The sequence below is a fragment of the Candidatus Methylomirabilis limnetica genome, assembly GCF_003044035.1.
In the GTDB taxonomy this organism is placed as follows: domain Bacteria; phylum Methylomirabilota; class Methylomirabilia; order Methylomirabilales; family Methylomirabilaceae; genus Methylomirabilis; species Methylomirabilis limnetica.
The window spans coordinates 18,549-43,374 of the sequence record NZ_NVQC01000009.1; the positions used below are offsets into that span (position 1 = coordinate 18,549).

Annotated in this window: 27 protein-coding genes; 23 read left to right on the forward strand and 4 right to left on the reverse strand. The window is 59.9% G+C overall.

Annotated elements, in window-relative coordinates; translation table 11 throughout:
- Window positions 1-23 precede the first annotated feature (23 nt).
- The gene (dnaN, locus tag CLG94_RS01190) at window positions 24-1,124 is read right to left on the reverse strand and encodes a DNA polymerase III subunit beta (RefSeq protein WP_107561075.1); all 1,101 of its coding nucleotides are present in this window, start codon (window positions 1,122-1,124) and stop codon (window positions 24-26) included.
- A gap of 469 nt (window positions 1,125-1,593) precedes the next feature.
- Here dnaN and rpmH point away from each other — a divergent pair, with 469 nt between their 5' ends.
- The 22 genes from rpmH to aroF all read left to right on the forward strand — a co-directional run bounded on the left by rpmH (window position 1,594) and on the right by aroF (window position 19,778).
- Window positions 1,594-1,728 (forward strand): 50S ribosomal protein L34, encoded by a 135-nt coding sequence (rpmH, locus tag CLG94_RS01195; protein ID WP_107561076.1) that lies wholly within the window; start codon window positions 1,594-1,596, stop codon window positions 1,726-1,728.
- Window positions 1,729-1,798: 70 nt separating this feature from the next.
- Window positions 1,799-2,164: a ribonuclease P protein component gene (locus CLG94_RS13905; RefSeq protein WP_161953955.1), complete on the forward strand. Its 366-nt coding sequence runs from the start codon at window positions 1,799-1,801 to the stop codon at window positions 2,162-2,164.
- Window positions 2,145-2,357, forward strand: coding sequence for a membrane protein insertion efficiency factor YidD (gene yidD / locus CLG94_RS01205; RefSeq protein ID WP_193450622.1), 213 nt, complete (start codon window positions 2,145-2,147; stop codon window positions 2,355-2,357). Before CLG94_RS13905 ends, yidD begins: the two co-directional genes overlap by 20 nt.
- Before the next feature lie 45 nt (window positions 2,358-2,402).
- A complete protein-coding gene (gene yidC, locus CLG94_RS01210) occupies window positions 2,403-4,064 on the forward strand; it encodes a membrane protein insertase YidC (RefSeq protein ID WP_107561079.1) in 1,662 nt (553 codons plus the stop codon).
- Between the two features lie 14 nt (window positions 4,065-4,078).
- Window positions 4,079-4,783, forward strand: coding sequence for a 16S rRNA (guanine(527)-N(7))-methyltransferase RsmG (gene rsmG, locus CLG94_RS01215; protein ID WP_161953956.1), 705 nt, complete (start codon window positions 4,079-4,081; stop codon window positions 4,781-4,783).
- A gap of 154 nt (window positions 4,784-4,937) precedes the next feature.
- Complete coding sequence (locus CLG94_RS01220; RefSeq protein WP_107561081.1) at window positions 4,938-5,708, forward strand: ParA family protein; 771 nt, start codon at window positions 4,938-4,940, stop codon at window positions 5,706-5,708.
- The gene (locus CLG94_RS01225) at window positions 5,683-6,522 is read left to right on the forward strand and encodes a ParB/RepB/Spo0J family partition protein (RefSeq protein WP_107561082.1); all 840 of its coding nucleotides are present in this window, start codon (window positions 5,683-5,685) and stop codon (window positions 6,520-6,522) included. The genes CLG94_RS01220 and CLG94_RS01225 overlap by 26 nt, the downstream gene beginning before the upstream one ends.
- Window positions 6,523-6,560: 38 nt before the next feature.
- Window positions 6,561-7,259, forward strand: coding sequence for a DUF4013 domain-containing protein (locus CLG94_RS01230; RefSeq protein WP_161953957.1), 699 nt, complete (start codon window positions 6,561-6,563; stop codon window positions 7,257-7,259).
- A gap of 402 nt (window positions 7,260-7,661) precedes the next feature.
- On the forward strand, window positions 7,662-8,081 hold the full coding sequence (locus CLG94_RS01235; RefSeq protein ID WP_107561084.1) for a bactofilin family protein: 420 nt from the start codon (window positions 7,662-7,664) through the stop codon (window positions 8,079-8,081).
- Between the two features lie 82 nt (window positions 8,082-8,163).
- Window positions 8,164-9,333 carry a cysteine desulfurase family protein gene (locus tag CLG94_RS01240; RefSeq protein ID WP_107561085.1) on the forward strand — a complete coding sequence of 390 codons (1,170 nt, stop codon included), beginning with the start codon at window positions 8,164-8,166 and terminating at the stop codon, window positions 9,331-9,333.
- Between the two features lie 76 nt (window positions 9,334-9,409).
- Window positions 9,410-10,513 carry a tRNA 2-thiouridine(34) synthase MnmA gene (gene mnmA, locus CLG94_RS01245; protein WP_107561086.1) on the forward strand — a complete coding sequence of 368 codons (1,104 nt, stop codon included), beginning with the start codon at window positions 9,410-9,412 and terminating at the stop codon, window positions 10,511-10,513.
- Window positions 10,514-10,623: 110 nt separating this feature from the next.
- Window positions 10,624-11,538, forward strand: coding sequence for a cyclic di-GMP phosphodiesterase (locus tag CLG94_RS01250; RefSeq protein WP_107561087.1), 915 nt, complete (start codon window positions 10,624-10,626; stop codon window positions 11,536-11,538).
- On the forward strand, window positions 11,535-11,861 hold the full coding sequence (locus tag CLG94_RS01255) for a hypothetical protein (protein WP_133174591.1): 327 nt from the start codon (window positions 11,535-11,537) through the stop codon (window positions 11,859-11,861). The genes CLG94_RS01250 and CLG94_RS01255 overlap by 4 nt, the downstream gene beginning before the upstream one ends.
- A 343-nt stretch (window positions 11,862-12,204) precedes the next feature.
- Window positions 12,205-12,684 (forward strand): ATP synthase subunit I, encoded by a 480-nt coding sequence (locus CLG94_RS01260; RefSeq protein ID WP_107561089.1) that lies wholly within the window; start codon window positions 12,205-12,207, stop codon window positions 12,682-12,684.
- Window positions 12,681-13,283, forward strand: coding sequence for a F0F1 ATP synthase subunit B (gene atpF / locus CLG94_RS01265; RefSeq protein ID WP_107561090.1), 603 nt, complete (start codon window positions 12,681-12,683; stop codon window positions 13,281-13,283). The genes CLG94_RS01260 and atpF overlap by 4 nt, the downstream gene beginning before the upstream one ends.
- Window positions 13,280-13,831, forward strand: a complete 552-nt coding sequence (gene atpH / locus CLG94_RS01270) for an ATP synthase F1 subunit delta (RefSeq protein WP_107561091.1) — start codon at window positions 13,280-13,282, stop codon at window positions 13,829-13,831. Before atpF ends, atpH begins: the two co-directional genes overlap by 4 nt.
- Before the next feature lie 18 nt (window positions 13,832-13,849).
- A complete protein-coding gene (gene atpA, locus CLG94_RS01275; protein ID WP_107561092.1) occupies window positions 13,850-15,376 on the forward strand; it encodes a F0F1 ATP synthase subunit alpha in 1,527 nt (508 codons plus the stop codon).
- A 70-nt stretch (window positions 15,377-15,446) separates the two neighbouring features.
- Window positions 15,447-15,875 carry a four helix bundle protein gene (locus tag CLG94_RS01280; RefSeq protein WP_107561093.1) on the forward strand — a complete coding sequence of 143 codons (429 nt, stop codon included), beginning with the start codon at window positions 15,447-15,449 and terminating at the stop codon, window positions 15,873-15,875.
- Between the two features lie 4 nt (window positions 15,876-15,879).
- The gene (gene atpG, locus CLG94_RS01285) at window positions 15,880-16,752 is read left to right on the forward strand and encodes an ATP synthase F1 subunit gamma (protein ID WP_107561094.1); all 873 of its coding nucleotides are present in this window, start codon (window positions 15,880-15,882) and stop codon (window positions 16,750-16,752) included.
- A gap of 81 nt (window positions 16,753-16,833) precedes the next feature.
- Complete coding sequence (gene atpD, locus CLG94_RS01290) at window positions 16,834-18,255, forward strand: F0F1 ATP synthase subunit beta (RefSeq protein ID WP_107561095.1); 1,422 nt, start codon at window positions 16,834-16,836, stop codon at window positions 18,253-18,255.
- Window positions 18,256-18,339: 84 nt separating this feature from the next.
- Complete coding sequence (locus tag CLG94_RS01295; RefSeq protein ID WP_107561096.1) at window positions 18,340-18,765, forward strand: F0F1 ATP synthase subunit epsilon; 426 nt, start codon at window positions 18,340-18,342, stop codon at window positions 18,763-18,765.
- Window positions 18,762-19,778: a 3-deoxy-7-phosphoheptulonate synthase gene (gene aroF / locus CLG94_RS01300; RefSeq protein WP_107561097.1), complete on the forward strand. Its 1,017-nt coding sequence runs from the start codon at window positions 18,762-18,764 to the stop codon at window positions 19,776-19,778. The genes CLG94_RS01295 and aroF overlap by 4 nt, the downstream gene beginning before the upstream one ends.
- A gap of 412 nt (window positions 19,779-20,190) precedes the next feature.
- On the opposite strand, the gene CLG94_RS01310 is transcribed toward aroF, so the two are convergent.
- Together CLG94_RS01310 and uvrC are read right to left on the reverse strand one after the other, a co-directional pair.
- Window positions 20,191-20,574 (reverse strand): RidA family protein, encoded by a 384-nt coding sequence (locus tag CLG94_RS01310; RefSeq protein WP_107561099.1) that lies wholly within the window; start codon window positions 20,572-20,574, stop codon window positions 20,191-20,193.
- A gap of 73 nt (window positions 20,575-20,647) precedes the next feature.
- Window positions 20,648-22,450 (reverse strand): excinuclease ABC subunit UvrC, encoded by a 1,803-nt coding sequence (gene uvrC / locus CLG94_RS01315; RefSeq protein ID WP_107561100.1) that lies wholly within the window; start codon window positions 22,448-22,450, stop codon window positions 20,648-20,650.
- A gap of 160 nt (window positions 22,451-22,610) precedes the next feature.
- Between uvrC and CLG94_RS13365 the strand changes: the two genes are divergently transcribed.
- Window positions 22,611-22,796, forward strand: a complete 186-nt coding sequence (locus CLG94_RS13365; RefSeq protein WP_107561101.1) for a hypothetical protein — start codon at window positions 22,611-22,613, stop codon at window positions 22,794-22,796.
- Window positions 22,797-22,816: 20 nt separating this feature from the next.
- Here CLG94_RS13365 and typA read toward each other — a convergent pair whose 3' ends face one another.
- Window positions 22,817-24,646: a translational GTPase TypA gene (gene typA / locus CLG94_RS01325; protein WP_107561102.1), complete on the reverse strand. Its 1,830-nt coding sequence runs from the start codon at window positions 24,644-24,646 to the stop codon at window positions 22,817-22,819.
- Window positions 24,647-24,826 lie beyond the last annotated feature (180 nt).

Below are 24,826 nucleotides of genomic sequence, written 5' to 3' on the forward strand. Positions count from 1 at the left end.
CTCCCCTTATTGTCCACTGAACGTTAGATCCTCATCGGCATAATCACGCAAGTGTAGCGCTTGTCGTCTTTTCCGGCAAACAGTGCCGGGCTGAGCGGATCCTGCAACCGGATCGTCGCCTGCTCGGTTGTGAGTACGCCCAGGAAGTCCAGGATGTACCGTGCGTTAAACCCTGTACTCATCTCTTCGTGCTGATACTCGACGTCGAGGCGTTCTCGCGCCTCTCCAAGGTCGAGATTCACGCAACTAAGGAGGAGTTTTCCGGGGGTGAGCTTCATTGTTGTGGGGAGGGCACGCTCGCCCAAGACGGTGGAGGTCCGGCGAAGCCCGGCCAAGAACGCCTCACGGTTTACTGTGACCTCTTTTGTTGCGTTTGCGGGGATGACCTGTTCGTAGTTAGGAAACTGTCCCTCGATGAGGCGCGCATCAATCAGGGTATCGTCGGTATGGAGTAGGAGATGGTTCTCTGAGATCTCAACTGTGATCTCGCCGGGTTCTTCTCGCAATAGTTTGAGCGTCTCTGCCGCGGCCTTCCGTGGGATAATTGCCTCCATTGGGCTACCATCTTTTAACACGTCACAGTCTATGGTGGTCATGGCGAGCCGATGACCGTCGGTGGCCACCATCCGGACATCCGTCGGCGTCACGCGAAAAAGGATCCCGTTCAAGGTGTAGCGAGTTTGGTCATAGGAAACCGCGAATAGCGTGCGGCGAATCATGTCGCGGAATAGGCGGCGATCAAGAACAATTCCTTTCTGCTTGGGTTCGCGCATTACAGGAAAGTCGTCGCGTGATAGACCTTTTATTCTAAATTCTGAGCTTCCACATGTGATGGTTGCTGTCAGGTCCGCGTCGACTGTCAGATCTACAGATGTTGCGGGGAGTTCGCGAACAATTTCATACAGTTTTCTCGCTGAAAGTGCAATCGATCCTTCCTTCAACACCTGCGCTGGCACTCGTTTCCGCACCCCAACATCCAAATCTGTTCCAAATACCGAGAGGCATGGAGGGGAAGTTTCGAGAAGGAGGTGGGAGAGGATGGGAAGACTTCGTTTGGTTTCTACAACAGCTTGGATTGGCCCGACACCATTAAGCAGATCATCACGCAACACCTTAATGTGCATGTATCCCCCACCTCGTCAAAAGCGTTAAAGGACTCTTCTATAAATATACGTAGATAAGATTATAAAAAGATCGGAGTAGTAATAGGGGCACTGGAAATGTGGAAAAGCCGGCCGACACCCAAATTCACACGTCTTACACAAGGTCAACTCCACGGCGAGTGCTGTGAATAAACTATACAAGTACTAGCAGTGTCAACAGATTTCCACAGGCGACCCCCAGAAAACGACAGCTTGTTAACATTGCGCACTTACACACACCTTGTCCACACCTGTTGAAAACTTATATAGCTTTAAATATCGACACTTAGAAGAAAATCCTATCAAAGAGAGCAAAAAGAAGGTAGCAATAGCCAACGCGGTCGTCTCCATCCGCTATTTAGGCTTGACAGCAGGGATGGTGCAGGCTATATTGACGCTTGCTTTCATCGTTAACAGAGGAGTTAACCGTACTGTTCAATGGGGACTCACCATGAAACGGACATACCAACCTAACAATCGTAAGAGAAAACGAACACACGGCTTCCTTGCTCGAATGAGCACCCCCAATGGCCGAAAGGTCCTCAGTAGAAGAAGGGCAAAAGGCCGAAAAAGACTCACCGTGTGAGCTTGCCCTACGCTTCCACCGAGCGCTGCCACCCCAATCACTCTCAAGCGCAAGAGATCGATCGGTAGAGATGCGAAAATCGGAGTTGGGACGTGCAGCCCGACTAAGAAGGGCTTGTAGCAGTGGCTACTTTACTCTCTACGCAGGGTTTCCGTCAACTAAAAAACAAGAGCTCAGGCTAGCTTTTGGGGCGCGCGTAGGTACGGCGCCAGTTCGGAATAAAGCAAAGCGCATGGCGCGCGAGACCTTTCGGCTGAATCGTCATCAGCTTCCCATGGGTATTGAAGTTCTGATTAGTGCCAAAAAGGGCATTGGTGCTCTTAGCCGACGCGATATGAGATGGCAGATCCTCGACCTCTTCAAACATGCGTGCAAACTCTCACCCCCTAGCGCCTCCGAAGCAGTTCGGCCGGATGATGCCAGCGAACATCGCTAGGGGGATTCTGCTGGTGTACAAGACGATTGTATCGCCGCTACTCCCCCAGTCCTGCAGGTTCTACCCTTCTTGCGCCGATTATGCCTCTGAGGCAATCGGCCGTTACGGACTGGCGCGAGGTATGCTTTTCGCCGTACGTCGTCTGGCCCGATGTCACCCGTGGTGCCAGGGCGGATACGACCCGGTGAAATAGGCGGCCACCCTTTTGGGCTTACGGTTTCGGGAATAGGAGCTTTACATGACGACACAGGTACGGGCACTGTTGGCGACCGCCCTTGCGACCATTATACTTTTTGCCGGGCAGTACCTCATACCGTCCCCCTTTGAGGCGCCAGGCCCAGTGAGCGAGCAGGCCGTCCCTGCAGCAGCAAAATCCTCCACGGCTCCATCGGGCACAACCCCTTCTCCCACAGACGGACTTCACGTGCAGAAGGCTCCGCCCAGGGCGCCGGAGCGAGAAGTGATCGTGGAGACGGATATCGTGAGGGCCGTCTTAACATCACGGGGGGGGACGCTGAAGAGCTGGCGGCTCAAGCCGTACCCGGTCGCTGATGGGCAGGGGGTAAACCTCGTCGCCCCCCCACAGGAAGACCTTCCTGGCCCGCTTTTGGTGTCCAGCGGGAGCTCCGAGGATCCGGCGCCACTAGACTTTGACATCGATAAAGCGCAAATCAACCTCCGCTCGTCGTCCGAGACCGGGTCGATTCTATTCTCTTCGCGGGGAAGCGGGCCCCTTCAACTTTCCAAGCGCCTGACTTTCAAGGGCAACAGCTACCGCGTTGAGGTTGAGCTCTCCTGGAAAAACGCCGGCAAGAAGCCGATGACCATCACACCGGAACTCACGTGGGGCCCAGGATTCTATAGCGACGTCAGCGATCAGCGCGCGCAGGTGCTATCGTCTGCCAGTTGGATAGATGGCCGCCGTGTGACGGACGACATCGGAAGCCTCCAGGGCGTCGCCACCCATAGCGGGAAGGTGTCATGGACAGCCCTTCAGAACCTCTACTTCGCCGCAGCGCTCTTGCCTGAGGATAAGGGGAGCGCGGCGACGCTGCGCAAAGGACCGCAGGAGCAACCGATTATTGCTCTCGTTGCTCCAACGCAGATCCTTGAGCCAGGAGGGGAACTGACCCAGCGCTTTGCCCTCTATGGTGGGCCGAAGGACGTCGACCACCTGAAGGTCGCCGGGTCGGATTTGAGTAAGCTCTTGGACCTTGGGTGGTTCGACGCGCTCGCCCGTCCTGCGCTTCACCTCATGCGCTTCCTGTATCGCCTCAGCGGCAACTACGGCGTCGCCATTATCCTGATCAGTCTGCTGCAAAAGATTGTCCTCCATCCTCTTACCGCAAAAAGTCTCCGGTCGATGCAAGAAATGAAGGCCCTACAACCGAAGATAGCCGTCATTTCGGAGCGGAACAAAAACAATGCGCAGAAGAAGCAGCAAGAGACGATGGCGCTGTATAAGAAGCACGGGATTAACCCTCTGGGCGGGTGCCTCCCCATGCTCGTTCAAATCCCTATTTTTATTGCCCTGTATAACGCCCTCTCGAGCTCAGTAGAGATGTGGCGGGCCCCTTTCCTCTGGATCCGTGACCTCTCGCAACCGGACGCGCTTTTCACGATTGACGTGTGGGGCTTGAAGGACTACCCATTTAACCTCTTGGCGCTTTTCATGGGCGCCAGCATGTTCCTCCAGCAAAAGATGTCCCCTAGCGTGGGCGATCCGCAGCAGGCGAAGCTCATGCTGTATATGATGCCGATCATGTTCACTTTCATGTTTTGGACGTTCCCCTCAGGTCTTGTGCTGTATTGGCTTATAAACAACGTCCTCCAGGTGGGTCAGCAGCACTGGCTGCAGAAGCGGGGGAAGCCCGTACTGGGCGGGTTGGAGGAGACCTGACGGGGGATTTTGCCTTGCCAGAGCAGGCGGCCCAACAGAGCGTTACTTGTCGCAAGGAGTTGCTGCGCCGAGGGCTCGATCGGATCGGCATTAGGCTGACGCCGGCACAGGACGAGGCCTTTGGCGTGTACTTGTCGGAGTTGGTACGATGGGCCTCGCAAGTGAACCTGACCGGGCTGAGGTCTGAGGAAGCCATCATCCGCGAGGGGTTCCTGCGCTCCCTTAGCTACAGGGTGGCCTTCGAGCCCTTACCGTTGATGAAGGCCATAGACGTTGGGTCGGGCGCGGGATTCCCGGGCTTGGTCCTCAAGATAGGCTACCCCGCGATCGACATGCTGCTGCTCGAGCCCAGGCGCAAGCGAGCCTCCTTTCTGCGCTCCACAATTCGACGACTGGGGCTTACCGGGGTTCGCTGCATTCAGGCGAGGGTCGAGGATCTGCATGGGGATGCCGAGCATCAGGGCAGGTACGCGCTCGCTTTCGCGCGGGCAGTTGGTCCGGTCCCGGATGTAGTGCGCATGATAGAGCCCCTTCTGGCGCCTAGTGGGCGGCTGATTCTACAGACGGGGCAAAAGACTCGCGACTCGCTTCCGGCCACGCACCCGTTGCTCGCTGCATTAGGGATGAGGGCGGAGGAGTGCGAGGCCCCTGCCCCCGATGTGGGGTTTCCGCCAACCCGGCTGCTTATCCTGGATAGATCGCCCTCCATGGCCCCCTAATGTTTCACGTGAAACACCCCATGCGGCCGCGACCGCACCACGGCGCACGAAAACCCCCTCAATCCCCCTTTACGAAAGGGGGATTGAGGGGGTTTGTCTGAGGCTGACGGCTGAACGCTGATTGCTGAATGCTTTTTTATGAGGAAGGGCAGCGATGCGCATCATTGCCATTGCGAATCAAAAGGGTGGGGTCGGTAAGACCACAACAGCCGTGAACCTGGCCGCCTCTTTCGCGGCGGAGGAGCAGCGGACGCTCCTCCTCGACCTTGACCCGCAGGGCAACGCCACGAGCGCATTAGGGGTCGCACGCGGGGCCGAGCCGGCCGCCTATGACCTGCTCATGGGGGGGGCGAAGGTCGCTGAGGTGGCGCAGCCAACCTTGGCCGCTGGGCTGGATCTGATTCCGGCTGGGGACCGCCTGATCGGGGCGGAGGTGGAGCTGGCCTTAAGCCCGCATCGGGAAGCTCGCTTGAAGGATGCGCTGGGCGCCGGAGTGGAAGAGTATGCCTACGTTTTGATCGACTGCCCGCCTTCCCTTGGCCTCCTGACCGTCAATGCCTTGGCAGCGGCCCACTCAGTCCTTATCCCGCTTCAATGCGAATACTACGCCCTGGAGGGTTTGGCCAGGATCATGGAGGCGATCGCCCTCTGTCGCGTGAGTTTGAACCCCGGCCTCCAGGTCGAGGGGATCGTCCTGACCATGTATGATATGAGACTGAACATTTGCGAGCAGGTGGAACAGGAGGTGCGGCGTCACTTTCCCCACGCAGTCCTAAAAACGGTGATTCCCCGAAACGTGCGACTGAGCGAGGCGCCCAGTTTCGGTAAACCGGTCATTATGTATGACAGGCGCTCGGCCGGGGCCGAGAGCTACCTCCGCTTAGCCAAGGAGATCATCGATGGTGCAACGCAGAGCCCTCGGTAGGGGGCTGGAGACACTGATCCCCGGAGATGATCCCTCCAGGGCGACACAGGTTCGGATCGAAGAGATCGCGACGGGCTCACTCCAGCCCCGCCGCTCTATGAACGACGCCAAGCTCAATGAATTGGCAGCTTCCATCAAGGCCCATGGGGTGCTCTTGCCAATCCTCCTTCGTCGAGAAGGCGGTCGGTTAGAGGTGGTTGCAGGGGAGCGGCGCCTGAGGGCAGCGCGGCTTGCAGGACTTGACTCGGTCCCGGCCTTGGTGAAAGAGCTCTCCAACAGCCAGGCGCTGGAGGTGGCGTTAATAGAGAATCTGCAGCGGGAGGATCTGAACCCGATCGAGCAGGCCGAAGCATACCTGAGGCTCCAGGACGAGTTTGGGCTGACCCAGGAAGAGGTGGCTCGTCGGGTGGGTCGGGATCGCTCGTCGGTGGCGAACGCGCTGCGGCTGCTCAAGCTCCCAAAGCAGGTCCAGGCCGACTTGGTTGAGGGCGTCCTATCGGAAGGGCACGCCCGGGCCCTACTGGGGCTGGAGCAGGGGGCCGACCAGATCAGGGCGCGCGCGGAGATAATCCGTCGGGGTCTATCCGTGCGCGCGACCGAAGCGCTGGTCCGGCGGTTGAAACCGGCTGGCAGCCGGGAGCGTCGTCCCACAGCAAGCGAGCCGGCGATCCGGGCAGCCGAGGACGCCCTTCGGCAGGCGCTCGGGACCAAGGTTCAAATCTGCAAAAAGGGGGCGGGGGGAACGATCGAGGTGGAGTTTTACTCGATGGAGGACCTCGATAGAATCTATGAGCGGATCTGTGGGCGCGACTGAGCGATGGATGTTGCACGTGAAACATTGCAGGGGTGGGTTTGCTTAATCGGGTGGCGAGGGCGCTGGTCTTCCCATTGGAAGATCGGAAGTGGCTGTCGAAAATCGTAGTTGGCGGCAGCGTTGGGCTTCTTCTGGAGGTCCTCTTTGTGTCCGTTGGCTTCCTGCTTACTCGGGAATTCGCTATTGCGGGGTCCCTGCTGGCGCAGGCGACCAACTTCCCCGCGCTCGGTTTTGTGCTGCTGGTCTTTCAAGGCACCCTGACAGTCCCCCAAGCAGACTCGATGCCGCCGTGGAGGCAGTGGTCGGCCCTATGTCTGAAGGGGCTGCTGATATTTATGCTCGGCATGGCTTACGAGATCATCCCCCTTCTCTTCATCGTCTCCGGCTTCGGCCTTTTGGCGCGAGGGGGCGTGGCGCTGGGCCTCGGCCTAGTCCTTATGCTGCTCGGAATGCTCGCCGGGATCACAGCCGGATTCTTTCTTCCGATGGGCATTGCGTGCTACCTGGCGGAGCGCCGGCTGGAGGCGGCCCTTCATCCGGCAGCGATCTGGTCCCGGATCCGAAAAGTGCTCGCCGAGTACGTGGAAGCGTATCTGCTGAGTATCGGCTCGTTTATTGCGGTAGGATTCATCGGAACCGTCCCGGCTCTGGGAGCCCTGCTGTGGCCGTTTCTGACGTTCTATCTCTTGGTGGTAGGCGCCCGCCTCTTCGGAGGGATCTGCTCAGAGGCCGGATAAGAGGTAGCCCGACCGTACTGCATAGGTAGATAGACTGAAGGCTGCAGGTTTTTAGGGGTAAGTCGTGCGTGACCATACAAAACTCCGAAAAGATCTTGAATCCACCGGGGGTCCATTCCCCGCGGCTTGCCGCGAGTTCGTCATACCGGCGGAAGCCGGTATCCAGAGGGCCCGACTGGATTCCCCCGTATCCAGTGCGGGGCAGGCGTGTCAAGCACGGAATGACGGGCCAGAACAGAAGACGATACCCTGCAGCTTGTTGCGGGGTAGTTCATTTGGCTCGATTCGTGCCTTGCGAGATAATTTAGGACCTTCAGCCTTCAGCCTTCAGCCTAAACACCTGAGTAGCCACGTACCGCATTCACTAACGATCCGCCAACGCAGCAGTGAGGGGAGGGGACCGTGTTTTCGAAGCGAGTAAAACCACCCCAGAATTTTGGAGATATTCGGGCGTTTCTCGGTGAGGGAACCAGTTTCAGCGGGACCTTGCAGTTCGAAGGGACGGTCCGGCTTGATGGGCGGTTCGAGGGCGATATTTCTGGAGGCGATCTGCTTATCATTGGTGAGACAGCGACTGTCCGGGCGGACATCAAAGTCGGCTCGCTCGTGGTAGGCGGGCGGCTGGAAGGAAATATCGTGGCGAGAAAGCGGGTGGAGATCCTGTCGACGGCCCAGGTGTCCGGTAGCATCAAAACGTCAAGCCTGATCGTTTGCGACGGAGCGGCCCTCAACGGCAGTTGTGAGATGCGGCGGGAAGAGGCAAAGGTTGTGCACTTAAACCAGAAGCGGGGAGACGAGGCCCAGGGCATAGGGCTACGCTGAAAAATCGAGGGTATAGGGCGTAGAGGCCAGTTTCGGGTTGACTCGAAACCCGAAACCCGAAACTCGTCTTTTTGTGGAGCCGATGGGCATCTACCTTGACTACAATGCCACTACCCCGATGCGGCCAGAGGTGCTGGACGCGATGAAGCCGTATTTCGATTCGCGCTTTGGCAATGCCAGCTCGACCCACAGCCGGGGCAGGGAGGCCAAGCGGGCACTGGAAGAGGCGCGCGAGACCATCGCGTCAGCGTTTGGGGCGCGGGAGAAAGAGAGCGTCGTCTTTGTGTCTGGGGGAACGGAGGCAGACAACCTGGCCGTCAAGGGTGCCGCCTGGGCCGCCCGGGAGCGAGGCCGACATATCGTCACCTCGGCGGTCGAGCATCCGGCGGTGATCAGCGCCTGCCAAGCCCTTGAGCAGCAAGGGTTCGAGATCACCTATTTGCCGGTCGACGGAGAGGGGCTGATCGATCCGGAGATGGTCAAGGGGAGCCTCCGGACCGACACAACGGTAATCTCCTTGATGCACGCCAACAACGAGACCGGGGTCATCTTTCCGATTTCCGAGATCGGGCAGCTCGCGCGTGAGCGCGGAATTGTCTTTCACGCAGACGCCGTCCAGGCGTTCGGTCGCCTGCCGGTCGATGTCGAAGCCCAGGGGGTAACTTTGCTTACCCTGTCAGGCCATAAGATTTACGGGCCGAAGGGGATCGGGGTCCTCTACGTCCGTCCAGGGACAAGGATCGTCCCCCAAATGCATGGGGGGGAGCAAGAGCGAGGCGTGAGGGCCGGGACAGCGAACGTGGCGGCGGCCGTTGGCATGGCCTGCGCAGCAAGGCTCGCGATCGAATCGATGCAGACCGAGCGCCTCCGTCTGGGGATGCTGAGAGACCGCCTTGAGGCGGGCATCCTGCATCGAATCGCGGGGACGCGGCGGAATGGCGATCGGGATCGACGGTTGCCCAACACCTCTAACATCTCGTTTCAGGAGGTTCGGGAGGATTCGCTGATGGTTGCGCTGGATCTGGAAGGGGTCGAGGTCTCCGCAGGCGCCGCCTGCGCCTCCGGTTCCCTTGAGCCGTCGCACGTGCTGCACGCGATGGGCCGGAGGCCTGATACCGACGGCGGCGGGATTCGGTTTTCCTTGGGCGCGGGAACGACGGAGGCCGAGATCCAGAGGGTCCTTGACCTCCTGCCGGGGGTTGTGGAGCGAATCCGCACTGCAACACTACAGGGTGTAGGGGTTAGGGTATAGGGTAAAAGCAAATGCTAACCTGCGAATCCTCACAGTGCGCCCTCCACCCTGGTCCTAAAAGGTAGGAACGCACTCCATGAGCCGTAAGCCGAGAGTCGTCGTAGCGATGAGCGGCGGGGTTGACAGTGCCGTGGCTGCCGCCCTCCTTATAGAGCAAGGGTGTGAGGTAGTCGGGATCAGCCTGAAGCTTTTGCCCGGGGGGGCGGGGAGTGGCTTGGAGCGGGTCGATCGCTGCTGCTCCGTCAAGGATGTCGAGGACGCAAGGCTCGTGGCCGCGCAGCTCGGGATCCCCTATTACGTCTTGAATTATGAGCAGCAATTTCATCGCGAGGTGATCCAGGAGTTTACGGCCGCCTATCTGGGGGGCCTGACGCCGAATCCCTGCGTGCGCTGTAATGAGCTGCTGAAGTTCGGCGCTCTGCTCCGGCAGGCGGTGGGGCTGGGGGCCGAGTGCTTGGCGACCGGACATTATGCGCGGGTCGAACGGGAGCAGAAGAGCGGTCGCTACCTGTTGCGCCGCGGAAGCGACCATGAGAGAGACCAGAGCTATTTTCTGTACAGTTTGACTCAGGCCCAGCTTGCCCGAATCTGCTTTCCCGTTGGTCACATGACTAAAGAACAGGTCCGGGAACAGGCTGCCGCCCATGGTTTGAGAATCGCCGCCAAGGCCGACAGCCAGGATCTCTGCTTTGTCGGCCGGGATTATCGGACCTTCCTGCGGGAGCAGTGTGGGGATCGCCTGAGACCGGGCCCGATTATAGACCGTGCTGGTCGGATTCTTGGGCAGCACGAGGGCCTGGCGCTCTATACCGTAGGCCAGCGGAATGGTCTGAGGCTTGGGGGCGGCCCTTTTTACGTCGTCCGGCTTGACCCGAAGAGCAACGAAGTCGTGGTGGGCAAAATGGATGAGCTGCTGCGGTCGGAATTTGTGGCCGAGCAGCTCAACCTCGTGGCGTGGGATCACCTGATCCCGGAACGCCCCGTACTGGTGAAGGTTCGCTCCCGCCAGGCCGCGATGCCGGCCACAATCTTGCCCCTCGGCGATGGCCGGATACGGGTCCGATGGCAGCAGGCCCAGCCCGCTCCTGCGCCAGGCCAGGCGGCAGTGTTCTATGATGCGTCGGAGCCCGATCTGCTCGTTGGTGGCGCCACGATTGCGGCAGCCCAGGAGTCGCAGTGAGTGCCGGCGACCTTAGGGCTTCTGGCGGGGCCAATTGTACGGGTTTGAGTAAGGCGCATGTACATACCGGAGCGTCGGGAGTACAAGGACGAAAAGGGCGAGGGGTGTGAATGCGGAAGCAGATTCCGATCGAGCAGTTAAGGGTCGGGATGTATGTCGTCGGGCTTGATAGGTCCTGGATTAAGACGCCCTTCTGGCGCCATAGGATGCAGGTTGAGAGCCTCGACCATATCGAGGCGTTGCGGGCCTGTGGTGTCCGATCCGTAGAGATCGATACGGAGAAGGGACTGGACCTCGCCTCTCAAGGCGGCATCGTCAGTACGGTCGATCCCTCTTCGGCCCGCATAGCAGCCCTCTCGTCCTCACGCGCGTCTTCGCCGCAAGGCAAGGAGCCATCGACCCCGTTCGAGGAAGAGCTTTCTGTCGCCAAAGAGGTCTATAAGCAGGCCAAAGTGGTGATAGGCCAGGCCATGGGCGATGCGCGGGAAGGCCGAGGGCTCGACATCGAGGCGATCAGTAAGGTCTCAGAGGGGCTGCTGGAGAGCGTCCTGCGCAACACGGAGGCCCTCTCCAGCCTCTCGCGCCTCAAAAGCTTTGACGAGTACACCTTCTTCCATTCGGTCAACGTGGCTATCTTGGCCCTCGCGATGGGTCGGCATCTCGGGATGCCCCGCGAAGCCCTCTCCAGACTTGGCTTGGGGGCATTACTGCACGATATCGGAAAGATGAAGATTCCCCATGACCTCTTGAACGCACCAAGGCGCCTGGAGGCGGGGGAGCGGGAGATTATCAAGCAGCATGTCATGCGGGGGGCGGAGTACTTGTCGCAGCACGCCGTCCTGCCGGAGGAGACCCTTCGACCCCTCTTAGAGCATCATGAACGGGTGGATGGGAGCGGCTACCCCACTGGCCGGAGGCGGAAGGAATTGAGTCAGTTTGGCCTGATCGCAAGCATAGTAGACATCTACGATGCCATCACCGCTGATCGTGTCTACCACGAAGGGGTGCCCCCCATCAGGCTTTGAGACAGGTGTATGGGCTGGCCATTGAAGGACACCTCGATCTCGACGCGGTGAGGGGACTCATCCAGTGCCTCGGCCGCTACCCCGTTGGGAGCTGTGTTAGGCTCTCGACGGGAGAGATCGGGGTGGTGAGCCGGCCGAACCTTGCCGATCTCTCTAAGCCGGCGCTGCTTCTGGTCATGGATGGGAGCACCCCGTGTCGACCACCAAAGCCCTTCGACCTCGCCGAACAGCCCACACGGCCCTCACGCGCTATTGTGGCTACGCTGGACCCGCGCCAGATCGGAATCGACCCCAACCATGTACTTGACAGTCTGTCTGCATGATCAGTGGCCCACATGGGTTGTAGTTGAATGTGGGGCTCCATGATGAAGCCCTTCGCAGAGAAAAGAAGGCATCGATCGCGCTACGGTGGAAGGAGAGGGGGACGATATCTTCTACTACCGGGGTCACTTCAAGCGCCTTACTCACGATAGCCTGGTGTAGCGTCCCATTAAATAGCTTTCCACATCCCGTTCGCCCTGAGCCTGTCGAAGGGTCAATATTTTCAACGGGTTCCGTCTGTGTTTCGACAGGCTCACCACGAACGGATTGTACGAGAGGGTGTAGCGGGGCGGGTTTGGGGGGCCAAAAAAGGCTTGACAAATCATGGCCCATCGGGCAAGCTGAATGGTCTTTAAGTTTTTGGGGCTGCCAGGTCCGGTTCAAGGGATCCGGCAGCGCTCTTTTACTGGTGGTATGAACGAGCGGGAGCAGTTTGTCCGAGGCGCGCTGCTGGGCGCGCTGGGTCTCGTCGTGGCTGGGCTCATCGGTTTTGGGCTCTTCAGGATGTGGGACTGGGCTTTGGGCTTTGCCGCCGGCGCCATCGTAAGCCTGCTGAGCTTCAGGCTCATCGTGCTATCGGTGATCCGTTTCACGGGGCGTCCCGCGTCTCGGTCGCGTGGTCAGTGGATCTGGTGGGCCCGATCTCTTTTGAGACTCCTCGGAGTCGCCATCATCCTCCTCCTCGTGATCATCTACCTGCCTGTAAATCTGGTTGGGGTGGCGCTGGGCCTTCTCGCGGTCCAGCTCGGGATGGGCGGGTATCTCGTTGTGCGTTCGTCGTTTTCGCAAAGCAGCAATGCCGGGACGGAGGATCGGAAGCTATGACGAAGAATCGCATCCGACTTATCGCAGTGGTGGTCTGCTTCCTCGGCATGGCGCTCTTCGCGGCCTTCCCTGCCCTGGCCGCAGAGGAGGCCCATGGAGCGGAGCAGCCCGGGATCATCAACCTGAACAGGACGTTGCTCATTCAGGCTGTGAACTTTCTCATTTTGATCGCCGTGCTGTCCAGGTTCTTGTTCAAGCCGCTCACTCAGTTTCTGGCGACACGGGCCGATGGCATCAGGCGTTCTTTGGAGGAGGCGAAGACAGCCAGAGATGCCGCAGCCCAGACGCAGAAAGAGTACGAAGCGCAGATTCTCGCCACCCGGCGAGAGGCGGCCGCGATGCGAGAGTCGGCGATCCGTGAGGTGGAGGAGGAACGGCAGCGGTTACTCAAGGTGTCGCGTGAAGAGGCCGCGCGCCTCGTCACAGAGGCCAAAGCGCAGATCGAGCAGGAAGTGAAAAGGGCCAAGATCGAGCTTCGCGAGGAGGTGGTGGGCCTCTCGCTGGGGATCACGGAGCGCCTCATTGCCCGTAGCCTCACCGCCGATGATCACCGTCGACTGGCCGAACAGGTAGCGGCGGAGATCGGGGTCGCCCGGTGAGGGCTGGCGGCCTCTCCAGGCGGTACGCGAAGGCGCTGGTGGACGTCGCAGCCGATCAACAGGTGCTGGAGGCGGTTGGGCGCGATCTCCATACGGTTGCGGAGACCATGAAACGGAATCGTGAGGCCGCCACCTTCTTCGCGAGCCCCGCCGTCCCGCTGACAGATAAACGGCGCGTCCTGCAAGCGATTGCAGGGGGGATAGGCGTAAAGCCGCTCAGCGCCAAATTTCTGAATCTGGTCCTGGAGAAGAGACGGTTCCCATACCTCGGAGAGATCGCCCTCGCCTATGAGGAGCTGACCGACGAGCGGCTAGGCCGCGGGAAAGCCACGGTGACCTCGGCAGTGCCGCTGTCTGAGCCGATCCTTCACGGGCTCAAGGAGCGCCTGCGGATAGCGACAGGGAAAGAGATCTATCTGGAGGCGCGGGTTGATCCCGCCATCGTGGGCGGATTAGTTGCACAGATCGGTAGTACAATCTACGATGGGTCCCTGAGGACGCAACTGAAAAAGGTGCGCGAGCGCTTACTGAAGAACGAGCACCACTGACCCTGAAGGGGTAGCGGAATGGCGCAAATTAAAGCGGAAGAGATTAGCGAAATTATCAAGCAACAACTGGCCGGGTACGAGGCGCTTGTTGATGTGGCGGAGGTCGGCACCGTCATCGAGGGGGGCGACGGAATCGCTCGCATCTACGGCCTGGAGAAGGCCATGGCTGGCGAGCTTCTGGAGTTTCCGCACGAGATCTTTGGTCTGGTGCTGAATCTTGAGGAGGACAACGTCGGCGCGGTCCTGCTCGGTGAGGCCGAGGCGATCAAAGAGGGCGATCAGGTGAAAAGGACGGGCCGGATCGCCTCCGTGCCAGTGGGTGAAGCGCTGATAGGAAGGGTCGTGAACGCCCTCGGCCAGCCGATCGACGGGAAGGGGCCAATCGACGCAAGCGAGTATCGGCCCATCGAGCGGTTAGCGCCGGGCGTGGTGGATCGCCTACCGGTCAAGCAGGCGCTCCAGACAGGCATCAAGGCGATCGATGCCATGATCCCGATCGGCCGTGGCCAGCGCGAGCTGATCATTGGCGATCGACAGACCGGCAAGACCGCCATTGCCGTTGACGCGATCATCAATCAGAAAGGCAAGGATGTCTTCTGCGTCTATGTTGCCGTCGGTCAGAAGCGCTCCACGGTGGCCCAGGTGGTCAAGACGCTGGAGGAGTGCGGGGCCATGGACTACACCATTGTCGTCGCGGCCACCGCCTCAGAACTTGCGCCGCTCCAGTATATCGCCCCCTACGCCGGCTGTGCCATGGGCGAGTACTTCCGCGACTCGGGTCGTCACGCCCTTTGCGTATACGACGACCTGTCCAAGCATGCGCAGGCCTACCGGCAACTCTCGCTGCTGCTGCGCAGGCCGCCAGGCCGAGAGGCCTATCCGGGCGACGTCTTCTACTTGCATTCGCGCCTCCTGGAGCGAGCGGCCAAGTTGAATGACGAGCTCGGCGGCGGGTCGCTGACGGCGTTGCCGATCATCGAGACTCAGCTCGGCGACGTCTCGGCCTACATCCCGACCAACGTGATCTCCATCACCGATGGGCAGATCTATTTGGAAAACGACCTGTTCTTTGCCGGCATTCGGCCGGCGATCAACGTTGGCCTGTCGGTCTCCAGGGTCGGCGGGTCGGCGCAAATCAAGGCGATGCGGCAGGTAGCGGGCAAGCTTCGGTTAGACTTGGCGCAGTATCGAGAGATGGCCGCGTTTGCTCAATTTGGGAGTGAACTCGACAAGGCGACCCAGGCTCAGATCAATCGCGGTGCGCGAATGGTCGAGGTGTTGAAGCAGGGGCAGTACTCGCCCCTTGAGGTCGAACGACAGGTGCTAATCATCTATGCGGGGACGGCCGGCCACCTGGACGAGCTTCCCGTCGAAGCGGTGTCTCAATTCGAGGGGGCATTGTACAAATCTGTCGAAGGGCGGTATCCAGGCATCTTGCCTGAGATCAGGGAGAAGCGCGAGCTCAGCGATGCCCTCCGCGCCCAGATGGACCAGGCGATCACCGAGTGCAAGGCTGAGTTCCTGGCAGCCCGAAAGGCAGCATAAAGACGAGTTGCGGGTTTAGAGTTTCGGGTTTCGAGTTGACTCGGAACACGGAGTTCGAAACTTCTAGCTAATGGCCACTTTCCAACGCCTTGAGGACATCGAGGTATGGCAGAAAGCGCGGGAACTGACGCGCGAGGTCTACACGATTTCAGGTCACGGTTCGTTTGCCAAAGACTTTGCGTTGCGCGACCAGATTCGAAGGGCCAGTGTTTCGATTATGTCCAACATCGCCGAAGGTTTCGAAAGAAGCGGGACAGCCGAATTTGTGCAGTTCCTTGCAGTGGCGAAAGGCTCGGCAGGTGAGGTCGTCTCGCAAATCTATGTAGCGGGAGATCAGGGGTATATCGACCCGGACCAGCGTGGTCAATTGCTAGCCATGGCCGACGAGATCAGTCGGATGATCGGTGGGTTGATGACGTACCTGCGCAAGTCGGGAATCAGAGGTGCGAAGTATAAATTGACCCGAAACCCGAAACCCGAAACCCGAAACTCTCAGTGAAGCCATGGCCACACTACGAGACATTAAGCGGCGCATTACATCGGTCAAGAGCACGCAGCAGATCACCAAGGCGATGAAGCTGGTGGCGGCGGCAAAGCTGCGCCGAGCCCAGGAGCGCATCCTGGAGGCCCGCCCCTATGCGTTCAAGATGCAGGAAGTGCTGGCCAGCTTGGCGCTGAGAGCTGACCCCCAGTATCATCCGTTGCTCCGCAGACGCGAAACCAGCAGGAAGATCGTGGTGGTCATCGCGTCCGATAAGGGGCTCTGCGGGGGGTTTAATAGCAACATCATGCGCCGATCCCTGGAGATGCTTCGGGGAACGGCTGACGAGGTGACCGTCACCCTGGTGGTGGTTGGACGCAAGGCGCGCGATTTCTATCGGCGACGTCCCTACGCCATTCGATCGGAACAGATCGGCTTCTTCGATCGGCTGGCGTACGACCATGCGGCCGCTTTGGGCCAAGAGCTGGCGAACGCCTACGTGGCTGAAGAGGCGGACGAGATCCATCTGATCTATAATGAGTTCAAGTCGGTCGCGACCCAGCGGGTCGTCGTGGAGCGGCTACTACCCATCGAGCCGCTGCAGGCTTCAGAGGAGCTTGCCGCCGTCGATTTTATCTACGAGCCCTCGCCGCAGGCGATCCTGGAGGGGCTGTTGCCCAAACACGTCGAGGTGCAGGTGTACAGAGCGCTCATGGAATCGCTGGCCGGTGAGTACGGCGCCCGGATGACCGCCATGGATGCGGCGAGCAGGAACGCCACGGAGATGATCGACCTGCTTACGTTGCAGTTCAACAAGGCGCGGCAGGAACGAATTACCAGAGAGCTGCTCGAGGTGGTCGGAGGGGCCGAAGCGCTACGACAGGCGCGTGGGTAAAAGTAGCTGTCAGCCTTCAGCGCTTTTGCTAAGAGCTGATAGCTGATAGCTGATAGCTGACTTTTGGCCAGGAGTGGGAGCATGAGCGCAGGAAAGATCGTGCAGGTCATCGGGCCCGTTGTCGATGTCGAGTTTGAACCGGGAACATTACCGGCCATCTACAACGCCCTTGAGGTCAAGGGCGAGCAGGCCAAGGATATCTTTTCTTACAGCGAGCGCCTGGTCCTGGAGGTGGCCCAACACCTGGGAGAGGGCCGCGTCCGAACCATCGCCCTCTCCTCGACCGACGGGCTTGTCCGGGGGATGCCGGTAGTCGACACCGGCGCGCCGATCACCGTTCCGGTGGGCCGAGCCACCCTCGGTCGGATCATCAACGTCATCGGGGAGCCGGTGGATAAGATGGGGCCGGTGGACGCGAAGGCGCACTACCCGATCCATCGCCCCGCCCCAGCCTTCGACGAACAGGTGACGAAGGTCGAGATCCTGGAGACCGGTATTAAGGTCATCGATCTGCTGGAGCCGTACACCAAGGGCGGCAAGACCGGCCTCTTCGGTGGTGCCGGCGTCGGCAAGACCGTCGTCATCATGGAGCTTATCCGCAACATTGCCATGGAGCATGGCGGCATCTCGGTCTTCGCGGGGGTGGGCGAGCGGACCCGCGAAGGAAACGACCTCTGGCTGGAGATGAAGGAGTCCGGGGTTATTGAGAAGACCGCCCTGATCTATGGCCAGATGACCGAGCCGCCAGGGTCGCGTCTGCGGGTCGGGCTCACCGGGTTGACCGTTGCCGAATACTTCAGGGATGAGGAGAAGCAGGATGTGCTGCTCTTCATTGACAATATCTTCCGCTTCACGCAGGCCGGATCCGAGGTCTCGGCGCTACTGGGCCGGATGCCCTCAGCCGTCGGCTACCAACCGACGCTTGGGACGGAGATGGGCGAGCTGCAGGAGCGGATCACCTCGACCAAAACCGGCTCCATTACCTCCGTCCAGGCGATCTACGTACCGGCCGACGACATCACCGACCCTGCGCCGGCGACGGCCTTTGCCCATCTGGATGCAACGACGGTCCTCTCCAGACAGCTCACCGAGTTGGGGATCTATCCTGCAGTTGATCCGCTGGCCTCCACCTCGCGCATCCTCGACCCCCGTATCGTGGGGGAAGAGCATTACGCCATGGCCAGAGCGATACAGAAGATCCTTCAGCGATATAAGGAGCTCCAGGACATCATTGCTATCCTGGGGATGGACGAGCTGTCAGAGGAGGATAAGCTTGTGGTGGCGCGCGCGCGAAAGGTCCAGCGTTTCCTCTCCCAGCCCTTCTTCGTGGCGGAGCAGTTCACCGGCCAACCCGGCCGCTACGTCAAGTTGAAGGACTCTGTCCAAGGATTTAAGGAGCTGATTGAGGGGAAGGTGGACGATTTGCCGGAGCAGGCCTTCTACATGGTCGGGACTCTCGACGAGGCCCGGGAGAAAGCAGAGAAGCTCGCGGGGCACAAGTAACGTAAAGTATCGTAAGCGCCGTCACGTCATGGCCTTTGGGGCCCTGGGACGCGACGGACGCAAGAGACGTTTTCTGAGGAAGTGATGGCAGAGCGGCATAAGCAAACTTTCAGGCTTGAGGTGGTGACGCCTCAGCGGCTGATCATCAGCGAAGAGGTCGAAGAGCTGGTGGCCCCCGGACAAGAGGGGCATTTCGGCGTGTGGCCCGGCCACATCCCCTTTATGGCGACGCTGAAGATTGGGGAGCTTTCCTATAAGAAGGGGCAGCAGGAGAGGTTTCTTGCCGTCAACTGCGGGTATGCCGAGGTTCGTTCCGACAAGGCGATCATCCTGGTGGAGACGGCAGAGCGACCGGAAGAGATCGACATAGCCAGGGCCGAACAGGCAAAGGTGAGGGCAGAGGAGCGGCTGCGCAGCCTCAGCGACGACACCATCGATCATACCAGGGCCCGGGCTGCCTTGGACCGGGCGCTCGCCAGAATAGCGGTCGCCGCCAGGGTAAGGGCATGATTATCGTGATGAAAACGGGAGCTCCCGAGAGCCAGATCCGAGAAGTCATTCAGCGTGTAGAGGCGCTCGGATACCAGGCCCATGTCATTCAGGGTACACAGCGAACGGTCATAGGGGCCATTGGGGACGAGCGGAGCAAGGACCGCCTGCAATCGCTGGAGTTGATGGCAGGGGTGGAAACCGTACTCCCGATCCTGCAGCCGTTCAAGTTGGCGAGCCGGGAAGTCAAGGGCGGTAAGAGTGTTGTCAAGGTCGGCGATCTGGAGATCGGCGGACAGGCTGTTGTAGTTATGGCTGGCCCGTGCTCCGTAGAAAGCGAGGCCCAGATGCTACAGACCGCCCAGGCGGTCAAGGCGGCTGGAGCGAAGGTGCTCCGTGGGGGGGCCTTCAAGCCGCGCACCTCGCCCTATGCCTTTCAAGGCATGGCAGAGGAGGGGCTCAAGCTTCTGGATGTCGCGAGGTCGGCAACCGGCCTGAAGATCGTGACCGAGGTGGTCAATCCCGCAGACGCCGAGCTGGTGGCGGAGTATGCCGACATCCTGCAGATTGGCGCCAGGAACGTCCAGAACTTCGCCCTACTGAAGAGGGTCGGCGAGGTCGGTAAGCCGGTCCTGCTCAAGCGGGGGATAGCGACCACGATCAAGGAGTACCTGATGGCGGCCGAATACATCCTTGCCGAGGGGAACTATAATGTGATCCTCTGCGAGCGCGGGATTCGGACCTTCGAAACCAGCACGCGCTTTACCCTCGATCTGAATGCGATCCCGGTACTCAGCAAACTGACCCATCTGCCGGTGTTTGTGGACCCCAGTCACGGCACCGGCCACTGGGAGTACGTGTCGCCGATGGCGAAGGCAGCGATCGCCTGCGGGGCCGACGGACTCATCATCGAAGTCCACCCGAACCCCGAGGAAGCCCAATCGGACGGCTTGCAGTCGCTGAAACTCGAGAAGTTCCAGCAGCTCATGGACGAGCTACGCCCCGTTGCCGAGGCCGTAGGCCGCCGGCTGTAGCGTAGCCCCTCCCAACCGCAAGCCCGCCCTGCCCCGCTTCACTCTTGACCCCCAGTTACACCGAACTTTAGCATCGGACTACGGTGATGCCCTCATTCCCTTCTTCTTTGTGCCCAGTGATCGTGGTGAGCCCCCACATATTCATGGGAGACGGGAGGACAAGGCTGCCACTTTCTGGCTTGATCCTGTCGCGTAGCAGGTAATACAGCACCACGAAGACTTATAGGTAAACACTCAGGTGTTTAGGCTATAGGCTGAAGGCTGTTAGCCATTGCGTATGGACCGAATCAAAAGGCGTCCAGAACCTTTTCGGTCTCCATCATTTTCGCGTCGCATTCGAAAAACGCTTGGCTCATCTGTGCGCGTTCCTACAGTCTAAAAGCCTACAGTCTATCTACCTAAGTAGTTACATTTACAGTGTGATTGCCACCAGGTCGATTTCGACGCTGGCGCCACGGGGGAGGCTAGCCACGCCGACCGTGGAGCGGGCGGGTTTGACGTTGCCCAGGTACTCGGCGTAGACCTCGTTCATCTTTGCAAAGCTGTTCAGATCGGTGAGATAAACAGTCGCCTTGATCACATGATTAAGGGAACTGCCCCCGGCCTCCAGGACCGCCTTGAGATTTTCTAGAACCTGCCGGGTCTGAGCCGAGATGTCGCCGTCGATCAGCGTCCCGGTAACCGGATCAAGCGCGATCTGCCCTGAAGTGAAAAGCAGGCCACCCCACTTTATGGCCTGCTCGTAGGGTCCGATCGCCTGTGGTGCGCGTTCAGTGCTAATCGCTTCACGTAACATATATCCTCCCTCATTCTCACCCTCTCCCCGCCATGGGGAGAGGGGACTGAAAGCTAATTTGCCCCTCCTGATCCTACACGCTCACGGCACCGACGACATCATGAATGGTTGTGGCCAGCGACTCGGAGATCCCGGCGGCGTGCCGCAGCTCCTCGATGCTGGCCTCGCGCAGGCGACGAAGGCTCCCGAATTGGGTGAGTAGCGCGCGCCTGCGCTTGGCCCCGATCCCGGGGACATCGTCCAGTAACGAGCGGATCGCCGACTTGCCCCTCAGCGCCCGGTGGTAGGTGATGGCAAACCGATGCGACTCGTCGCGGATCTGCTGAAGCAGTTGCCTGGCCCTGGACCGTTCCGGGAGTGCGATCGGTGTGGACCTGGACGGCTGAAAGACCAACTCCTCCTCCTTTGCCAGGCTCACCATCGGAAGCGAATGCAGCCCCAGCTCCCTCACTACGCCGAGCGCGGCGTTGAGCTGACCGCGGCCGCCGTCAAGAAGGATGAGGTCGGGGAGCGGCATCTCCTCCGCCTTGTTCAGCCGCCGCCGCACCACTTCGGCCAGCATGGCGAAGTCATCCGGCCCCTGTACCGTCTTGATCTTGTAGCGCTTGTAAGCCGATTTCTTTGGCTTGCCATCCTCCCAGACCACCTGGGAGCCGACCGCCAGCGTTCCCGAGATGTTCGAGATGTCGTAGGCCTCGATCCGCCTGGGCGGGGCCGGGAGATCCAGCACCTCCTGCAGCTCCTTCAGGGCTTGCGCGCGACTCTGCGAGGATCGGAGCGACAGCGCAAGGGCCTCCTGCGCATTTGTCATCGCCAACTGGACGAGCCGCACCTTACGCCCGCGCCGTGGGACCAGCAACTGCACGCGGCGATTCGCTCTGGAGTCGAGCCACGCCGTAATAAGCGGGGCGTCTTCCAGAGGGTGAGACAGCAGGATCTCCTGAGGGATGTCCCGTGCGCCGAGGTAGAATTGTTTGATCAACGAGGACAAAAGGTCACCAGCGGTCTCGGCTTTCAGCTCAAAGGTAAAGGTTTCGCGGCCGATTAGTCTGCCTCGCCTGATCAGGAAGAGCTGGATCTGGGCCTCCCCCCCTTCCGCTGCGAGGCCAAAGATATCCTGATTCTCGCCCCGTGGCGAGATGATCCGCTGGCGCTCGAACACCTGGCGCAGCGAGGCGATCTGGTCGCGGTATTTCGCCGCCTGTTCGAACTGAAGCGCCTCGGCAGCCTGACGCATCTGCTTGGCAAGTCGTTGTGTCAGGTCCTGATCCTTTCCCTCCAGCAGCAGTCGTGCCTGATCCACCAGCTCGCCGTACGCGGGCCCATCGATCAGCCCCTCGCACGGACCCGCGCAGCGGCCCAGGTGATATTCGAGGCAGAGCCGTCGGCCCTCGATTGACCGGCACTTCCGGAGGGGGATCGTCTTATTCACGAGGGCCAGCACGTCCCACATCGCGGTCGTCGGGACATACGGTCCGTAATAGAGCGCGCCATCGTCCTTGATCCGTCGGACCACCTGCACCCAGGGGAACGGCTCTTTCAGGTCGAGCTTGAGGAAGGGGTAATGTTTGTCATCCTTCAGGGCAATATTGTAGCGGGGCTTGTGACTCTTAATCAGGTTGCTTTCCAGGATGAGAGCCTCCAGCTCATTTGCCGTTATGATGAACTCCAGATCGGCAACCTGCTCCATCATGATCCGGATCTGGGACCGCTCTGGTACGTCCGGCGCCTCCGTGAAGTAGGAGGAGACGCGCTTCTTCAGCGATAGGGCCTTACCGATGTACAGCACATGGCCTCGCCCGTCACGAAACAGATAGACGCCCGGCGCATCCGGAAGACCCCGCACCTTTTCTTGAAGCACATCGATCTGCTGCATCACGACTGAAAGATGTCATAGGCGCCAGACGCTGTCAAGGTGCGCCGCCACTCAAGGCCCTTGACATCGTTATCTCGAAAGCGTAGGCTGTCCCATAGTACTTGCGGCTTCGTCCGAGGCTGCGCAAGAGAAGGAAGCGATCTAAGAAAGGAGAAAGTGAATGGCGGGAAAGTTCCAACCGTACCGAGGGGAGAAGCGGCGAAAGGAGACCGCACGCAAGACCAAAAAGGAGGAGAAGCTCCGAAAGAAGATGGGGAAGAAAGAGGGTGCCCTACCGACCGAGGAGAGTGAACCTGTAGTGGGCGCGCCTCCCGCCGAAGAACCACCACCCCACCCGAACTCATAGTGTCGGGTGGGGTCAGCGCGTCATCGACCCGCGACTTTCACCCGCTTTCTACCATGCCTATCTAATACCTTCTTGCGTAGCCGTAGACTCTTCGGTGTGACCTCCAGCAGTTCGTCCTCGGACAGATACTCGACGCAATTGTCGAGACTCATCTGGCGTGGCGGTGTCAGGCGCACGGAAATATCGGAGGTCGAGGCTCGCATGTTCGTCAGGTGCTTCTTCTTCGCGACATTGACCTCTAAGTCTCGTTCTTTTGCCGCCTCGCCGACGATCATTCCTTCATACGCCTCGGTCCCTGGTCCGATGAAGAGGATCCCGCTCGCCTCCGCACTCGCCAGGCCGTAAGACGTGGAGATCCCCGCCTCCCACGCGACCAGCGACCCGCGGTCACGCCCGCGGATCTCGCCAACCATGGGTTCATAGGCGTGAAACAGGCTGTTGAGCAGCCCGGTCCCGCGCGTCGCGGTCAGGAACGCCTGCCGAAATCCCAGCAACCCTCGCGTGGGGACAATGAACTCATAGTGGACGAAGCCCTGGTCACCAATACGCATATCCTGCAGACGCCCTCGCCGCACCCCCAACATCTCCATCACCAACCCGGACTGCTCCTCCGGTACCTCGATGCTGACCCGTTCGAACGGCTCCAACCGCTCTCCGCTCTGCAAATCGGTCTGAAAGATGACCTCGGGTCTCGAGACCTGCAGTTCATACCCCTCGCGCCGCATCGTCTCGATCACGACGACCAGATGTAGCTCGCCGCGTCCAGCCACCAGGAAGCTATCGGGGGTCTCTGTGTCATAGACTCTCAGGCTGACATTGTGCTCGAGCTCCTTAAACAGGCGTTCGCGGAGGCTGCGGCTAGAGCTCCACTTCCCCTCCCGTCCCGCAAAGGGGCTGGTATTCACGCTGAAGGTCATCTGTACAGTCGGCTCGTCTACCAGGAGCGGGGGAAGGGCAATAGGGTTATCCTTGTCGGCAATCGTCTCCCCGATCCCAATCTCCGCAAGGCCAGTCACCGCCACAATTTCACCCGCCTCCGCCTCCTCGACCTCGATTCGGTCCAACCCCTGATGCACAAAGAGCTGAGCTATCTTACCGGGGTAGCAAGTTCCATCCTTCGCGATCCGGATGACCTCCTGAGCTCGGCGCAGACGGCCGGCGTACAGGCGGCCGATGGCGATCCGGCCCTTATAATCATCATAGGCCAGGAGGTTGACCAGCATCTGCGTGGGACCATCCCGCTCGACCATGGGGGGAGGTAGGGAGCTGAGGATGGTCTCGAACAGGGGCTGCAGGTCAGGGGCCAGTGAGGTTGGAGAAAGCCCAGCGAAACCACGGAGGCCGTCCGTATAGACGATCGGGAAATCCGTCTGGTCTTCTGTTGCGCCAAGTTCGATGAAGAGATCGAAAGTCGCGTTGGTCGCGTAGTCGATTCGGGCGTTCGCACGGTCGATCTTGTTGACAACCACCACAACCTTATGATGGAGCTCCAGGGCCTTGCGCAGAACGAACCGGGTCTGGGGCATCGGCCCCTCCACGGCATCCACCAGCAGCAACACCCCATCCACCATGTTCAGGACCCGCTCGACCTCGCCCCCGAAGTCGGCATGCCCTGGCGTGTCCACGATGTTGATTTTCACTTTCCCATAGGTGACGGCGGTATTCTTGGCCAGGATGGTGATGCCGCGCTCTCGTTCCAGAGGGTTAGAGTCCATAACCCGTTCAACCATCACCTGGTTGTCCCTGAAGATATGGCTCTGCTTCAGCATGGCGTCCACGAGCGTTGTCTTGCCATGGTCCACATGCGCGATGATGGCCAGATTCCTGAGATCGGTACGCTGCTGTGACATAATGTGCCTTCTTCGATGCGGTTATAGACTGCGCCGTGCCCGGCAGTGGGCGGCACGAATGCGGAAAACGTAACGTACGCTCAAAACTCAGTATGGGGAGGCGCGCGAAAGGTCAGAGCCCGAAGGGAAACCGGCTGCGGACCTGCTGGGGCCGTTCTAACAGATGCGGCGTGTCAAGCT

What these genes read in the sequence shown, in the direction of transcription:
- dnaN (WP_107561075.1), bottom strand. Translation starts at nt 1,124, where the DNA reads ATGCACATTAAGGTGTTGCGTGATGATCTGCTTAATGGTGTCGGGCCA.
- rpmH (WP_107561076.1), top strand. Translation starts at nt 1,594, where the DNA reads ATGAAACGGACATACCAACCTAACAATCGTAAGAGAAAACGAACACAC.
- CLG94_RS13905 (WP_161953955.1), top strand. Translation starts at nt 1,799, where the DNA reads ATGCGAAAATCGGAGTTGGGACGTGCAGCCCGACTAAGAAGGGCTTGT.
- yidD (WP_193450622.1), top strand. Translation starts at nt 2,145, where the DNA reads ATGCCAGCGAACATCGCTAGGGGGATTCTGCTGGTGTACAAGACGATT.
- yidC (WP_107561079.1), top strand. Translation starts at nt 2,403, where the DNA reads ATGACGACACAGGTACGGGCACTGTTGGCGACCGCCCTTGCGACCATT.
- CLG94_RS01220 (WP_107561081.1), top strand. Translation starts at nt 4,938, where the DNA reads ATGCGCATCATTGCCATTGCGAATCAAAAGGGTGGGGTCGGTAAGACC.
- CLG94_RS01225 (WP_107561082.1), top strand. Translation starts at nt 5,683, where the DNA reads ATGGTGCAACGCAGAGCCCTCGGTAGGGGGCTGGAGACACTGATCCCC.
- CLG94_RS01240 (WP_107561085.1), top strand. Translation starts at nt 8,164, where the DNA reads ATGGGCATCTACCTTGACTACAATGCCACTACCCCGATGCGGCCAGAG.
- mnmA (WP_107561086.1), top strand. Translation starts at nt 9,410, where the DNA reads ATGAGCCGTAAGCCGAGAGTCGTCGTAGCGATGAGCGGCGGGGTTGAC.
- CLG94_RS01250 (WP_107561087.1), top strand. Translation starts at nt 10,624, where the DNA reads ATGCGGAAGCAGATTCCGATCGAGCAGTTAAGGGTCGGGATGTATGTC.
- CLG94_RS01260 (WP_107561089.1), top strand. Translation starts at nt 12,205, where the DNA reads ATGGTCTTTAAGTTTTTGGGGCTGCCAGGTCCGGTTCAAGGGATCCGG.
- atpF (WP_107561090.1), top strand. Translation starts at nt 12,681, where the DNA reads ATGACGAAGAATCGCATCCGACTTATCGCAGTGGTGGTCTGCTTCCTC.
- atpA (WP_107561092.1), top strand. Translation starts at nt 13,850, where the DNA reads ATGGCGCAAATTAAAGCGGAAGAGATTAGCGAAATTATCAAGCAACAA.
- CLG94_RS01280 (WP_107561093.1), top strand. Translation starts at nt 15,447, where the DNA reads ATGGCCACTTTCCAACGCCTTGAGGACATCGAGGTATGGCAGAAAGCG.
- atpG (WP_107561094.1), top strand. Translation starts at nt 15,880, where the DNA reads ATGGCCACACTACGAGACATTAAGCGGCGCATTACATCGGTCAAGAGC.
- atpD (WP_107561095.1), top strand. Translation starts at nt 16,834, where the DNA reads ATGAGCGCAGGAAAGATCGTGCAGGTCATCGGGCCCGTTGTCGATGTC.
- CLG94_RS01295 (WP_107561096.1), top strand. Translation starts at nt 18,340, where the DNA reads ATGGCAGAGCGGCATAAGCAAACTTTCAGGCTTGAGGTGGTGACGCCT.
- aroF (WP_107561097.1), top strand. Translation starts at nt 18,762, where the DNA reads ATGATTATCGTGATGAAAACGGGAGCTCCCGAGAGCCAGATCCGAGAA.
- CLG94_RS01310 (WP_107561099.1), bottom strand. Translation starts at nt 20,574, where the DNA reads ATGTTACGTGAAGCGATTAGCACTGAACGCGCACCACAGGCGATCGGA.
- uvrC (WP_107561100.1), bottom strand. Translation starts at nt 22,450, where the DNA reads ATGCAGCAGATCGATGTGCTTCAAGAAAAGGTGCGGGGTCTTCCGGAT.
- CLG94_RS13365 (WP_107561101.1), top strand. Translation starts at nt 22,611, where the DNA reads ATGGCGGGAAAGTTCCAACCGTACCGAGGGGAGAAGCGGCGAAAGGAG.
- typA (WP_107561102.1), bottom strand. Translation starts at nt 24,646, where the DNA reads ATGTCACAGCAGCGTACCGATCTCAGGAATCTGGCCATCATCGCGCAT.